This window comes from Streptomyces sp. NPDC050806, from assembly GCF_055586425.1.
In genome coordinates this window covers 429,873-442,930 of the sequence record NZ_JBVJIF010000008.1, presented here as the reverse complement: position 1 = coordinate 442,930, position 13,058 = coordinate 429,873, and the positions used below count along the sequence as shown (strand labels likewise).

The following is a 13,058-nucleotide window of genomic DNA, read 5'->3' as shown; positions in this document are numbered from 1 at the left end:
CCCGGCCATTCTGGGCCACTTGCCGTCCGGTGCCGATCATTTCCGTCCGGAGGCGTACGCGGTCGGTACGGCCACCCGCCGGATCGCGCCCCGCCCGACGCCGGCGCCCCCGCTACCCCCGGTACGACGGCGGCCCCGCCCTACGGTTCGTAGGGCGGGGCCGCCGGGACAGGCCGTGGGCCTGCGGGTCGCTCAGCTGCCGAAGGCCAGGCCCAGGTACTTGTCGTCGCCCAGGCCGTACTTCGTGCCGGACATGATGTCCTGGTTCAGGAACAGCCGGCCGTGCTCGTACACCGCGCGGGTCATGCCCGGGCGCAGGCTGCGGGCCGCGTCGGCGGTCTCCTTCGGGAGGTTGAGGAAGACCGTCTTCTTCCCCTCGTCCGCCGGGTCGATGCTGACGACCTGGCCGCCCTTGTCGCTGTAACCGTCCTGGTAGGCGATGAGCTTGTCGCCGGCCATCCGGATCGGCACGATCTCCTGGTCGACCTCCGAGGGAACCTTCCAGGTCGCGGAGCCGGTCTTCAGGTCGAAGGCGACGATCTCGTTCTGCTGGGAGAAGGAGCGGCCGCCCACCGCGTCGTGCGACTTGGACGGCAGGTAGAGGTACTTGTCGTCCGCGGTCGCCGTGACGCACCGCTCCACGCCGCCGGTGATGCCGCAGTTGGGCTTGTACTTGTCGTCCTGCAGGGAGATCTGTGCCTGCTGCTTGCCGGAGTCGTCGATGACGACCATGTCCGTGATACCGGACTCCCCCGCGGAGATGCCGACCACGACCGGGCCGTTGGTGGACACCACCTCGGCACTCTTCACGCCCTTGGGTGCGTCGTACGTCCACTTGGGCTTGCCGGTGGCCGGGTCGATCTGCTGAACCTGGGTGGTCTGGGAGCCGTACTCACCGCAGCGCACGATCGCGACCAGCTTCTTGCCGCCGCCGATGCCCCGGTCCAGGCACTGCATCGAGGCGTCGTTCCCGTTGTCGCGCCGGTGCCACAGCTCCTTGCCGGAGATGTCGTACGCGACCTCGCCGTTGCCCGGCCAGGAGGCGACGACCGCACCCTCGCTGAAGGTGACGCCCATGCCGATGCTGGAGGCCTGCCGGCCGCCCGGCATCGTCTTCTGCCAGTCGAACTTGCCGGTGTCGATGTCCAGCAGCGCCATCTGGCTGCAGGGCTCCCGCGAGGTCTCGCCCTTGCGCGGGCCGGCCTCGAAGACGACCGCGGCCTTGCCCTCCTCGGTGGCGTACGGCGAGGAGCCGCAGATGATGCCGTCCATCGGGAGCTTGTACTTCGGCTTCTTCGCATCCAGGTCGTAGCCGATGATCTCGGCCTTGCCGACCTTGGCGTAGGTCTTCTCCGTCGCCCAGGCGCCGTTCAGCTGCACCACGGACTTCTCCGGCGGGGGCACCGGGACGTTGAACAGCAGCTTGCCGGTGGACCCGGCGGGCTTGGTCTCCGGGTTCAGCGCGACCTTGCCGCCCTTGAGGGCCACCGGGCCGTCCCCGCCCTGCGAGCCGCCGTCGGAGCCCTGGCTGGAGCCCTTGGCGTCCGGCCCCGGCTCGTCACCGCCCTTGCTGTTGGCGAACCACACGCCGCCACCCACGATCAGCGCGACCGCGACCACCGCCGCGACGACGATCATGATGCGGGTGCGCTTCGGATCGCCGCCGCTCCGCGGCGGCACGGGACCGCCCGGGTACGGCGCGGTGGGCGCGTAGGCGTTGCCGTACGGACCGGGCTGACCGGGCTGGCCCGGGGCCGGGTACCCGTACCCGGGCTGCGCGCCGTACGGGCCGGGCGGCGGGCCCTGCGGCTGGCCGGGGGCCTGCGGCGCCTGGGGGTAGCCGTACGCACCACCGGCCGGCCCCTGCGGGGGCTGTCCCGGAGGCGGCGGGGGAGCCTGCGGCGGCTGAGCCGGGGCATGGGGCGGCTGCGGCGGGGCCTGGGGCGGCTGGTTCGGCGGCTGCGGCGGCTGCTGGCCGGGCTGCTGCGGGTAGCCGTACGAAGGATCCTTGGGCGCGCCGAAGCCGCCGGACGGTGGCTGACCGGGCGGTGGTGGCGGCTGCGGCGGCTGGGTCATCGGGCGTTACCTCTTCACGCCGGCCCATGGCTCCGAATCGGCCTCCCCCGCAATCCCGAGCGGCAAAGCCCCCCAGGATGGAGTGAATCAGACATAAGGCGCGGCAATTAACGGCAGTTGAGCGGGAGTTCTTTGTACCACTCGGCACCGACACCGCACCGGCGCGGTACGCCGCCGTCAGAGGGGCGAGACCGGCCCGGGACACTCCCGCGACGCACCCGTTACGCACGCCGCCGTCCCGGGCCGCACAGGCCGCTACGCGTCCTCCGCCAGCTCCAGCCAGCGCATCTCCAGCTCGTCCTTCTCGTCCGACAGCTCCCGCAGCTGCGCGTCCAGTTCGGCGACCTTGGCGAAGTCGGTGGCGTTCTCGGCGATCTGCGCGTGCAGCTTCGCCTCCTTCGTACCGATCTTGTCCAGCTGCCGCTCGATCTTCTGGAGCTCCTTCTGCGTCGCGCGGTCCACCGCAGCGGACTTCTGCTTGGGCGCGGCGGCCGCCGGTGCCGGCGCCGCGGCCTGCGCCATCCGCTCCCGCCGCTCGATGTACTCGTCCAGGCCGCGCGGCAGCATCCGCAGCGTCGCGTCGCCCAGCAGCGCGAACACCCGGTCCGTGGTCCGCTCGACGAAGTACCGGTCGTGGCTGATGACGACGAGCGAGCCGGGCCAGCCGTCGAGCAGGTCCTCCAGCTGCGTGAGCGTCTCGATGTCCAGGTCGTTGGTCGGCTCGTCGAGGAAGAGCACGTTCGGCTCGTCCATCAGCAGCCGCAGGATCTGGAGCCGGCGCCGCTCACCGCCGGAGAGGTCGCCGACCGGCGTCCACTGCTTCTCCTTCGTGAAGCCGAACTTCTCGCACAGCTGCCCTGCGGTCATCTCCCGGCCCTTGCCGAGGTCCACCCGCTCCCGCACCTGCTGCACGGCCTCCAGGACCCGCAGCGCGGGGCTCAGCTCGCCGACCTCCTGCGAGAGGTAGGCCAGCTTCACCGTCTTCCCGACGATGATCTTCCCGGCGGCGGGCTGTGCCTCGCCCTCGGTGCGCGCCGCGTCGGCCAGCGCCCGCAGCAGAGAGGTCTTGCCCGCGCCGTTGACGCCCACCAGGCCGACCCGGTCGCCGGGGCCGAGCTGCCAGGTGAGGTGCTTGAGCAGCACCTTGGGCCCGGCCTGTACGGTCACGTCCTCCAGGTCGAAGACGGTCTTGCCCAGCCGGGAGCCGGCGAACTTCATCAGCTCGGCGTTGTCCCGCGGCGGCGGCACGTCCGCGATCAGCTCGTTGGCGGCCTCGATGCGGAAGCGCGGCTTGCTCGTGCGCGCCGGGGCGCCGCGCCGCAGCCAGGCCAGCTCCTTGCGCATGAGGTTCTGCCGCTTGGCCTCCTCGGAGGCGGCGATCCGCTCCCGCTCGGCGCGGGCGAACACGTAGTCGCTGTAGCCGCCCTCGTACTCGTGCACGTCACCGCGCTGCACGTCCCACATGCGCGTACAGACCTGGTCCAGGAACCAGCGGTCGTGGGTGACGACGACGAGCGCGGAGCGCCGCGCCCGGAGGTGCCGCGCGAGCCAGGAGATGCCCTCGACGTCCAGGTGGTTGGTCGGCTCGTCGAGGACGATCAGGTCCTGCTCGGCGATCAGCAGCTTGGCGAGCGCGATGCGGCGCCGCTCGCCGCCGGAGAGCGGGCCGATGACGGTGTCCAGGCCCTGCGGGAAGCCGGGCAGGTCCAGGCCGCCGAAGAGCCCCGTCAGCACGTCGCGGATCTTGGCGTTGCCCGCCCACTCGTGGTCGGCGAGGTCGCCGATCACCTCGTGCCGGACGGTGGCCTCCGGGTCGAGCGAGTCGTGCTGGGTCAGCACACCGAGGCGCAGCCCGTTCACGTGCGTGACGCGCCCGTTGTCCGGGGACTCCAGCTGGGCGAGGATCCGGATCAGGGTCGTCTTGCCGTCACCATTTCGGCCGACGACGCCGATCCGGTCTCCCTCGTTGACGCCGAGGGAGACGCCGTCGAGCAGCGAGCGCAGTGCGTACGCCTTGCTGACGGCTTCCAGATTGACGAGGTTCGCGGCCATCTCACTCCTGCGCTTCGCATCGGTCGGCCTTCCAGCCTAGTCCGGCCCGCGGTGCACACCCGCATCACGTCCGTGGTGGTAGCGCACGACGGCACCCGGCGGTCCGGGTCCGGCATCGTCGGCTCCCGGCCGCCCGCCGTCGCGACCTGGGGCCTTGCTAGCGTCGCGCTATGACAGTGGATCTCGAAGTGGATGTCGAACACGGGCTGCCCTACGGGCCGAGCGGCAAGCTCCTGGACGTGTACCGGCCGGCCGGGGCCGCGGTTCCGCCCCCCGCCGTCCTGCTGTGGCACGGCATCGGCCCGGACGAGCGGGACGTCCTGGCGCCGCTGGCCCGTACGGCCGCGGCCCTGGGCGCAGTGGTGTTCGTCCCGGACTGGCGCCCGGACGCCGAGGACCGGGGCCGTACGCACCTGCTGGAGTCGCTGGCGTACGTGCGCGAGCGGGCGGCCGTGCACGGCGCGGACCCGGAGCGGACCGTGCTGGCCGGCTGGTCGACCGGCGCCACCTCCGCGGTCGGCGCCGCGCTGGACCCGGACGCCGTCGGCGGCTGGCGGCCCTCGGCGGTGGTCGGCGTGGCGGGCCGGTTCGACATACCGGACCGGTTCGGCGGGGCGGCCGCGCTGGAGCGGATCGCCGCGGGCGCGGCCCCGGCCGTCCCCGTCCATCTCGTGCACGGCAGCACGGACCCCGTGGTGCCCGCGCAGCACTCCCGCGACCTGGCGGAGGCGCTGCGCGCGCGGGAGCTGCCGGGCACGCTCGACGAGTGCCCGGCGGACCACGCCGGGGTGATCATGACCGCGTACGACCCGGCCGTGAACCGCTGCGTCGCGGCGACCGACGAGGACGTGCTCCGGGCCGGCCGCCGCGCCGCCGAGGTCATCGTCGGCGCCGCGGGCTGAGGACGCGCGGCCGGCCGGCTCCCGGCGCGGCGGTCAGCCGATGACCGTCGCGCCCGGGGCCGGGCTGTCCGCGACGCGCGCCGACCGGCAGGTGCCGGATGCCAGGAGCGCCTCGGCGACCCGCTCCGCGGTCGCGCGGTCGGCGGTGAGGAAGGCCGTGGTCGGGCCCGAGCCGGAGACCAGGGCCGCCAGGGCGCCCGCGTCGGTGCCCGCCTCCAGCGTCGCGGCGAGCGAGGGGAAGAGCGACAGGGCGGCGGGCTGGAGGTCGTTGGAGAGCGACTTGGCCAGCGCCGCGGCGTCGCCCGTGCGCAGCGCCTCCAGCAGGGCCGGGGACGCCTCGGGTGCCGGTACGTCGCTGCCCTCGGTCAGCCGGTCGAACTCGCGGTAGACCGCGGGCGTGGACAGCCCGCCGTCCGCGGCGGCGAACACCCAGTGGAAGGCGCCGCCCACCTCCAGCGGCGCCAGCTTCTCGCCGCGCCCCGTACCCAGCGCGGCCCCGCCGACCAGGCTGAACGGTACGTCGCTGCCCAGCTCGGCGCAGATGTCGAGCAGTTCGGCGCGGCTCGCGCCGGTCCCCCACAGGGCGTCGCAGGCGAGCAGCGCGCCCGCGCCGTCCGCGCTGCCGCCCGCCATGCCGCCCGCGACCGGGATGTCCTTGGCGATGTGCAGGTGGACGCGGGGCTCGATGCCGTGCCGGGCGGCCAGCAGCTCGGCGGCGCGCGCGGCGAGGTTCGTACGGTCCAGCGGGACCTGGTCCGCGTCCGGCCCCGCGCAGGTGACCGTGAGGGTGTCGGCGGGTGCCGCGGTGACCTCGTCGTACAGGCCGACGGCGAGGAAGACGTTGGCGAGGTCGTGGAAGCCGTCGGCACGCGCCGCGCCGACGGCCAGCTGGACGTTGACCTTCGCGGGGACGCGGACGGTGACGGGCTCGGGAGCGGTGCGGGGCGCGGTCACTGGGCTGCGGCTTCCTTGTGCTCGGCGATGCGGGCGAACTCTTCGACGGTCAGCGCCTCCCCGCGGGCCTGCGGCGAGACGCCCGCCGCGACCAGCGCGGCCTCGGCGGCGGCGGCCGAGCCCGCCCAGCCGGCGAGCGCGGAGCGCAGCGTCTTGCGGCGCTGGGCGAAGGCGGCGTCCACCGCGGCGAAGACCTGGTCCCGGCTCGCGGTGGTCTCCAGCGGCTTGTCGCGGCGGACGAGGGAGACCAGCCCGGAGTCGACGTTGGGCGCGGGCCAGAAGACGTTGCGGCCGATGGCCCCGGCCCGCTTGACCTCGGCGTACCAGTTCGCCTTGACCGACGGGACGCCGTAGACCTTGTTGCCGGGGCGGGCCGCCAGCCGGTCGGCGACCTCGGACTGGACCATCACGAGGGTGCGCTCGATGGTCGGGAAGGTGGCCATCATGTGCAGGAGGACGGGGACCGCGACGTTGTACGGGAGGTTGGCGACGAGCGCGGTGGGCGGCGGGCCCGGCAGCTCGGTGACCTTCATCGCGTCGGAGTGGACGAGCGCGAAGCGGTCGGCGCGCTCCGGCATCCGCGCCTCGACCGTCGCGGGCAGCGCGGCCGCCAGCACGTCGTCGATCTCCACTGCCGTGACCCGGTCCGCGGCCTCCAGCAGCGCCAGGGTCAGCGAGCCGAGGCCCGGACCGACCTCGACGACCACGTCGTCGGGGCGCACGTCGGCCGTCCGCACGATCCGGCGGACGGTGTTGGCGTCGATGACGAAGTTCTGGCCCTTCTGCTTGGTGGGGCGCACGCCGAGCGTCGCGGCCAGTTCGCGGATGTCGGCGGGGCCCAGGAGCGGGCCGGGATCATCGGTGCTGCTGTTGGTCACTGGTGAAGCTTACGGCCGCACACCGGCCACGGGCTCGCCCCCCGGCTGACGTACAGCTTCTTGGCCCGGTACGTCTGCTCCTCGGGAGGCGCGTCCTGCGGGGCGCCGCTCCCGCCGAGCGAGTGCCAGGTGGGCCGGTCGAACTGGTACAGCCCGCCGTACGTGCCCGAGGCGTCGACCGCGTCGGGCCGGCCGCCCGTCTCGCACTGGGCGAGCCCCTGCCAGTTCAGGTGGTCGGCGCCGGCCACACCGGAGGGCACGGCCGCGGTGCCCACGTGCACGACCTCGGGGCGCGACGGGCGCAGCACCTCCTGGCGCAGCAGCCGCGGCCGCTGCCGGACCCCGTTGACGGTGCGCAGCTGGTACGTGACCCGGCGCACCCCGGGCCGGCCGGGCTGGACCACCGACTCGGTGCCCTTGAAGAGCGTGGGGTCGTCGACGCGCTGCGTCTGGAAGTCGATCGCCTCGTCCCGGACCTCCCGGGAGCCGGTCACGCGCAGCACCGAGATCGTCTGGCCCTCGCGGGGGAAGCTGTCGAGCGGTACGGAGGCGGTGTCCTCGCCGCGCAGCCGGATGCCGGCCTGGTCGAGCGCGGCACGCACGGTGGCGGCGTTGGTCCGCACCGACCGGGCGCGGCCGTCGGCCATGAAGGTCACCGTGCGCTCGGTGCGGACGGCCAGCTCCATGCCGTGCCGGGCGATGGGCCGCGAGCGCGAAGCGGAGAGGTAGGCCCCTTCGGCGCGCACGCCGAGCTGGCGCAGCGCGCCCTCGACGGTGGTGGCCGTGGTCCACACCCGGCGGCGGTGGCCGTCCAGGGTGAGCACGACGGGCCGGCCGTAGCGCACCGCCACCTCGTCGCCGCTGGTCAGCGGGGCGTCGGCGCCGGGCGCGACAATGTCGTGCGGGCCGACCGGCACGCCTTCGGAGGCCAGCAGCTCGCCGACGTCCCCGGCGAAGGTGTGCAGCCGCCGCGGGTCGCCGTCGACGCTGAGCCGGACCGCCTTGTCGTGCGCGACGAAGGCGGTGGTGCCGCCGGCGAGGAACGCCACGACCAGCGCCTGCGGGACCAGCCTGAGCAGCCCGTCGGGGCGGTCGGCGAACCGCTTCCTGCGGGCCGCGCGCCGGGCGGCGGCGCGTCCCGCGGTCCGGCTCCCGGCCAGGCCGCCGATGGCCGGGAGCCGGTCGTACGACGGCGGCTCGGCCGCCGCCGGGTCCGGCTGCTCCGGTGCGTACGACTGCGCGGCGGGTGCGTACGACTGCGTCTGCGTCGTGGGTGCGTACGACCGGGCCGCGTACGACGGCGCCGGGTGCGCCTCGTACGGCTCGTGCACGTCGTACCGCTCGTGGACCCCGGACGGCTCGTGGACCTCGTACGGGGCGTGGCTCTCGTACCCGTCGTACGACCGGGCCGCGCGCACCGCCGCGTACGTGTCGTACACCTGCGCCTCGTCGGGCGGCCCGTACGGCCCGTACTCCTGGGTCTCGTGGTCCCCCGGCGGATACGCCTGCGGCTCGTACGCCGGGGCGTATCCGTATCGCTGCGAATGACTCACGACGCTCCACGTGCCCGGGACCGGTTGACGGGCCGGAATGTAGCGGAGAGGGGGATCACTCCCCAAAGTCGCGCGACTACGGAACGTGGTGTCCGGCGCCGCCTCAGTACCCGAAAGCCCGGGCGGTGTTGGCCGCGACGGCCGTGGCCAGCGCGTCCTCGCCCATGCCCGTCACCTCGGCCATGGCCCGGAGCGTGACCGGAATGAGGTACGGCGCGTTAGGCCGACCGCGGTAGGGCGCGGGCGTCAGGAACGGGGCGTCAGTCTCGACGAGCACCAGCTCCGGCGGGGCCACGGCCAGCGCGTCCCGCAACGGCTGCGCGTTCTTGAAGGTCACGTTGCCGGCGAAGGACATGAAGTAGCCGGCCTCGGCGCACACCTTCGCCATCTCGGCGTCGCCGGAGTAGCAGTGGAAGACGGTCCGCTCGGGCGCGCCCTCCTCGCGCAGCACCCGCAGCACGTCGTCGTGGGCCTCGCGGTCGTGGATGACCAGGGCCTTGCCGTGCCGCTTGGCGATCTCGATGTGCGCACGGAAGGAACGCTCCTGCGCGGCCATGCCCTCCGGGCCGGTGCGGAAATGGTCCAGGCCGGTCTCGCCGACGCCGAGGACGTGCGGCAGCGCGGCGAGCCGGTCGATCTCCGCGAGCGCCTCGTCCAGCGCCGCGTCACCGCCCGGCTCCCTGGCCCCCTGCCGCGACCATCCGTCGGGGTCGCCCAGCACGATCCGCGGCGCCTCGTTCGGATGCAGCGCCACCGCCGCGTGCACCGCGTCGTACGCGGCGGCGGTCTCCGCGGCCCAGCGCGAGCCGTTCACGTCGCAGCCCACCTGGACCACCGTCGTCACGCCGACGGCCGCGGCCTTGGTGAGTGCTTCCTCGACGGTGCCGTTCTGCATGTCGAGGTGGGTGTGCGAGTCCGCCACGGAGACCCCGAGCGGTTCGGGCAGCGGCGGCGGTGCGTCCTTGGAGCTCATGCCGCGATCCTACGAGGGGTGCGGGCCCCCGCCGCGGCTCAGGCCCTCACCTGCGGTGCTGGAACGGGTGCAGCAGGTCGGACAGGTGCCAGTGGTGGTGGCCGCGCCGCTCCCGCGCGCCGTCACCGGAGTCGCCGGGGTCGCCGCCCTGGCCGGTCGTGGGCTGCGGCTTGCGCGGCGCGTAGAGGCGCTCGGCGGCCGCCGAGACCATGGAAACCTGACCGGCCCGCATGATCCGGACTATGTGCCCGCCGCACTGGCGGCAGGTGGGCCTGGTCAGCGGCGAGGGGACCCGCTCGCCGTCGGCGTAGTAGACGACGCGCGGCTCACCGGACACGTCCACGTGGTGCTCGATGTCGTAGGCCTGCTCCCAGCCGTGCCCGCATTTCATGCAGGCGAAGGAGTAGGCCTCGTGCGCGGAGGGTTCGGTGCGGGTCGTGTGCCGTGTCCCGCTCGTGGTTCCCACAGGTTCAGTCATCGCAGCTCCTCTTGTCCGCCGGACAAGCTCTCGCTCTCGGGACGGAACGTCCCACCTCCAGTGGACGCCTTTCCGAGCTGCGATGCAGCAAAGGTTCTCCCTGTTGGCCCAGATTTGGGCGGGCCGAGGAAAAAGTCCTCGCAGGGCCGACCTCCGCTTTACCTTCCAGACCCGTCATTTACCCGCGCGAGAGTCACCACGCTCCGCGTTCTTTGCCGCCACGACCGCGTCGAAGACCTCCCGCTTGGGTACCCCCGCCTCGGCCGCGACCCCGGCGATGGCCTCCTTGCGCCGCTCGCCGGCCTCCTCACGGACCCGCACCCGGCGCACCAGCTCCTCCGGCCCCACGTCCCCCGGACTCGGCTCGGGCGCCCCCTCCACCACGATCGTGATCTCGCCGCGCACGCCCTCGGCCGCCCACTCCGCCAGCTCTCCGAGCGGCCCCCGGCGCACCTCCTCGTACGTCTTCGTCAGCTCGCGGCAGACGGCGCCGCGCCGGTCCGGGCCGAAGACCTCCGCCATGGCGGCGAGCGCGTCGGCCAGCCGGTGCGGCGCCTCGAAGTACACGAGCGTGCGGCGCTCGGCGGCGACCTCCTTCAGCCGCCCCGTCCGCTCCCCCGCCTTCCGCGGCAGGAAGCCCTCGAAGCAGAAACGGTCCACCGGAAGTCCGGAGACCGCCAGCGCGGTGAGCACGGCCGACGGGCCCGGCACGGCCGTCACCTTCACGCCGCGGTCGACGGCCGCGGCCACCAGCCGGTAGCCGGGGTCGGAGACGGAGGGCATGCCCGCGTCGGTGACCAGCAGCACCCGCGCCCCGCCTTCGAGCGCCTCGGCCAGCTCCGGGGTGCGCGCCGACTCGTTCCCCTCGAAGTACGACACCACCCGGCCCGTGGTGTGCACGCCGAGCGCGGTCGTCAGCCGGCGCAGCCTGCGGGTGTCCTCGGCCGCGATCACGTCGGCGGCGAGCAGCTCGGCGGCCAGCCGCGGCGGAGCGTCCTCGGTGTCGCCGATGGGGGTCCCTGCGAGTACGAGCGTTCCAGTCACGGCCCCATCCTTTCAGGCCCGCCGGCATCCTTCCCGCCGCGCGGAGAGACGGGCCTCTCACAGGGCGCTTCCCTACGATGGCCCGGTGACGAGTGACACCGCGACCAACGACCGGCGCGCCGACGACCGCGGCCGGCCCCCGGCGGCCGCCGCGCGGGCGCCCCACGGCGGCGTCCTGGCGCCGACCGCCTGGCTGCGGCGGCTGCGCCGCTTCGGCTACACCGCACGCGCGGAGCGGGACGTACGCACCCGGCTGCTCGCACCCTTCCCCACCCCGCAGGTCTCCCCCCGCGCGGCCCGCCTCGCCGCCTGGGGACTGCCCCTGCTCGTCGCCCTCCTCGCCGGCATCCTGCGCTTCTGGCGCCTGGGCAGCCCGGACAAGGTGATATTCGACGAGACGTACTACCCCAAGGACGCCTGGTCCCTGCTCCAGTACGGCTACGAGGGGACCTGGGCCAAGAGCGCCAACGACGCGCTGGTCGGCGACCCGTCACGCATCCTGCTGAGCCCCGAGCACTCCTACGTCGTCCATCCGCCGCTCGGGAAGTGGCTGATCGCGCTGGGCGAGTGGGCCTTCGGCATGAACCCGTTCGGCTGGCGCTTCATGACGGCCCTGCTCGGCACCCTCTCGGTGCTGATGATCTGCCGCATCGGCCGCCGCCTGCTGCGCTCCACCGCCCTGGGCTGCCTGGCGGGCCTGCTGCTCGCCGTGGACGGCCTGCACTTCGTCATGAGCCGTACCGCGCTCCTCGACCTGATCGTCATGTTCTGGGTCGTGGCCGCGTTCGGCTGCCTCCTGGTCGACCGGGACCGCACCCGCGCCCGGCTCGCCGCCGCGCTGCCCGTCGGTGAGGACGGACTGGCCCGCCCCGACGAACGGATCGGCGACCGGCTGGGCCTGGGGTGGCGCCCCTGGCGCCTGGCCGCCGGCCTCTGCCTCGGCCTCTCCGCCGCCACCAAGTGGAACGGCCTGTACTTCCTCGCCGCCTTCGCCCTGATGTCGGTCCTCTGGGACGCCGGCGCCCGCCGCACGGCAGGCGCCCGCCACCCGTACCGCTCCGCCCTCCGCCGCGACGTCGTCCCCGCCTTCCTCTCCACCGTGGTCCTCGCGGCGGCCACCTACCTCGCCTCCTGGACCGGCTGGATCGCCACCAAGGGCGGCTACTACCGCGACTGGGCCACCAGCCCCGAGGGCCGCGCCGGCGGCTGGACCTGGCTGCCCGACTGGCTGCGCAGCCTGTGGCACTACCAGCACGAGGTCTACGAGTTCCACACCCACCTGACGTCCACCCACACCTACCAGTCCAACCCCTGGAGCTGGCTGGTCCTCGGCCGCCCGGTCTCCTACTTCTACGAGGACCCGAAGGCCGGGCAGGACGGCTGCACGGCCGCCGAGGGCTGCGCCCGCGAGGTCCTCGCGCTCGGCACCCCGCTCCTGTGGTGGGCCGGCTGCTTCGCGCTGCTGTACGTCCTCTACCGCTGGCTGTTCAAGCGCGACTGGCGGGCCGGCGCCATCGCCTGCGGCATCGCGGCGGGCTACCTCCCCTGGTTCCTCTACCAGGAACGCACGATCTTCCTCTTCTACGCCGTCGTCTTCGTCCCGTTCCTCTGCCTGGCCCTGGCCATGACGCTCGGCGCCCTCATCGGCCGCCCCACCGAACCCACCACGGAACCCGGCATCCTCCTCACCGGCGAACGCCGCCGAGCAGTCGGCATCGTCGCCGCCGGCATCCTGGTCCTGCTGATCGTCTGGAACTTCATCTACTTCTACCCGGTCTACACGGGCCTCCCGATCCCCAAGTCCGCGTGGCAGGGGCGGATGTGGTTCGACACCTGGGTCTAGCCGTCCAGCTGGGTGCGGTGCATCTGCCGTAGCGGGGGCGGGCACTTCCGTGAGTCACGGGTACGTCGGCGGTGCCCTTGTGGCGGGGGCTTTTCCCGACCGGGTTGCCGCGCTCCGAATCACCGTGCCTTGCTGGAACGCAGTCGCAGGGCAAGGGAACGGGGAATGTCGTGCGCGCACCGGGACGGAAGATCCTCAGGAGGATGCTCACATCCTCCGCTGCCGTATGGGTCATCTGTGTCGCGGGGTGCGGGAATCAGCCGGGCGGAGGCGTGGAGACGCCGCCCGGTCCGCCCGGCCACTCA

General features: G+C 73.5%; 10 protein-coding genes. 2 read left to right on the top strand and 8 right to left on the bottom strand.

All coding sequences use genetic code 11. From position 1 onward, the window contains the following. Positions 1-192 precede the first annotated feature (192 nt). The gene (locus ACZ6WH_RS26800; RefSeq protein ID WP_469731246.1) at positions 193-2,076 is read right to left on the bottom strand and encodes an outer membrane protein assembly factor BamB family protein; all 1,884 of its coding nucleotides are present in this window, start codon (positions 2,074-2,076) and stop codon (positions 193-195) included. Between the two features lie 255 nt (positions 2,077-2,331). Further along, complete coding sequence (locus tag ACZ6WH_RS26795) at positions 2,332-4,128, bottom strand: ABC-F family ATP-binding cassette domain-containing protein (RefSeq protein ID WP_469731244.1); 1,797 nt, start codon at positions 4,126-4,128, stop codon at positions 2,332-2,334. A gap of 170 nt (positions 4,129-4,298) precedes the next feature. On the opposite strand from ACZ6WH_RS26795, the gene ACZ6WH_RS26790 reads away from it, so the two are divergent. Further along, the gene (locus tag ACZ6WH_RS26790; RefSeq protein ID WP_432855518.1) at positions 4,299-5,030 is read left to right on the top strand and encodes an alpha/beta hydrolase; all 732 of its coding nucleotides are present in this window, start codon (positions 4,299-4,301) and stop codon (positions 5,028-5,030) included. Positions 5,031-5,063: 33 nt separating this feature from the next. On the opposite strand, the gene ACZ6WH_RS26785 is transcribed toward ACZ6WH_RS26790, so the two are convergent. The 6 genes from ACZ6WH_RS26785 to rsmI form a co-directional block, all read right to left on the bottom strand. Further along, positions 5,064-5,984 (bottom strand): 4-(cytidine 5'-diphospho)-2-C-methyl-D-erythritol kinase, encoded by a 921-nt coding sequence (locus ACZ6WH_RS26785; protein ID WP_469731241.1) that lies wholly within the window; start codon positions 5,982-5,984, stop codon positions 5,064-5,066. Beyond that, positions 5,981-6,862 (bottom strand): 16S rRNA (adenine(1518)-N(6)/adenine(1519)-N(6))-dimethyltransferase RsmA, encoded by an 882-nt coding sequence (gene rsmA / locus ACZ6WH_RS26780; RefSeq protein WP_432855524.1) that lies wholly within the window; start codon positions 6,860-6,862, stop codon positions 5,981-5,983. Before rsmA ends, ACZ6WH_RS26785 begins: the two co-directional genes overlap by 4 nt. After that, on the bottom strand, positions 6,859-8,415 hold the full coding sequence (locus ACZ6WH_RS26775; protein WP_469731239.1) for a ubiquitin-like domain-containing protein: 1,557 nt from the start codon (positions 8,413-8,415) through the stop codon (positions 6,859-6,861). Before ACZ6WH_RS26775 ends, rsmA begins: the two co-directional genes overlap by 4 nt. Before the next feature lie 103 nt (positions 8,416-8,518). After that, the gene (locus tag ACZ6WH_RS26770; RefSeq protein ID WP_432855530.1) at positions 8,519-9,388 is read right to left on the bottom strand and encodes a TatD family hydrolase; all 870 of its coding nucleotides are present in this window, start codon (positions 9,386-9,388) and stop codon (positions 8,519-8,521) included. Between the two features lie 46 nt (positions 9,389-9,434). Further along, on the bottom strand, positions 9,435-9,866 hold the full coding sequence (locus ACZ6WH_RS26765; RefSeq protein ID WP_469731236.1) for a hypothetical protein: 432 nt from the start codon (positions 9,864-9,866) through the stop codon (positions 9,435-9,437). Between the two features lie 174 nt (positions 9,867-10,040). Next, on the bottom strand, positions 10,041-10,910 hold the full coding sequence (gene rsmI, locus ACZ6WH_RS26760; protein ID WP_361558719.1) for a 16S rRNA (cytidine(1402)-2'-O)-methyltransferase: 870 nt from the start codon (positions 10,908-10,910) through the stop codon (positions 10,041-10,043). Positions 10,911-10,995: 85 nt separating this feature from the next. Here rsmI and ACZ6WH_RS26755 point away from each other — a divergent pair, with 85 nt between their 5' ends. Next, positions 10,996-12,753 (top strand): dolichyl-phosphate-mannose--protein mannosyltransferase, encoded by a 1,758-nt coding sequence (locus ACZ6WH_RS26755; RefSeq protein ID WP_469731234.1) that lies wholly within the window; start codon positions 10,996-10,998, stop codon positions 12,751-12,753. Positions 12,754-13,058 lie beyond the last annotated feature (305 nt).

Bases quoted from the DNA above. Each gene is read 5' to 3' on its own strand.
- ACZ6WH_RS26800 (WP_469731246.1), bottom strand. From the start codon at position 2,076: ATGACCCAGCCGCCGCAGCCGCCACCACCGCCCGGTCAGCCACCGTCC.
- ACZ6WH_RS26770 (WP_432855530.1), bottom strand. From the start codon at position 9,388: ATGAGCTCCAAGGACGCACCGCCGCCGCTGCCCGAACCGCTCGGGGTC.
- ACZ6WH_RS26765 (WP_469731236.1), bottom strand. From the start codon at position 9,866: ATGACTGAACCTGTGGGAACCACGAGCGGGACACGGCACACGACCCGC.
- ACZ6WH_RS26795 (WP_469731244.1), bottom strand. From the start codon at position 4,128: ATGGCCGCGAACCTCGTCAATCTGGAAGCCGTCAGCAAGGCGTACGCA.
- ACZ6WH_RS26790 (WP_432855518.1), top strand. From the start codon at position 4,299: ATGACAGTGGATCTCGAAGTGGATGTCGAACACGGGCTGCCCTACGGG.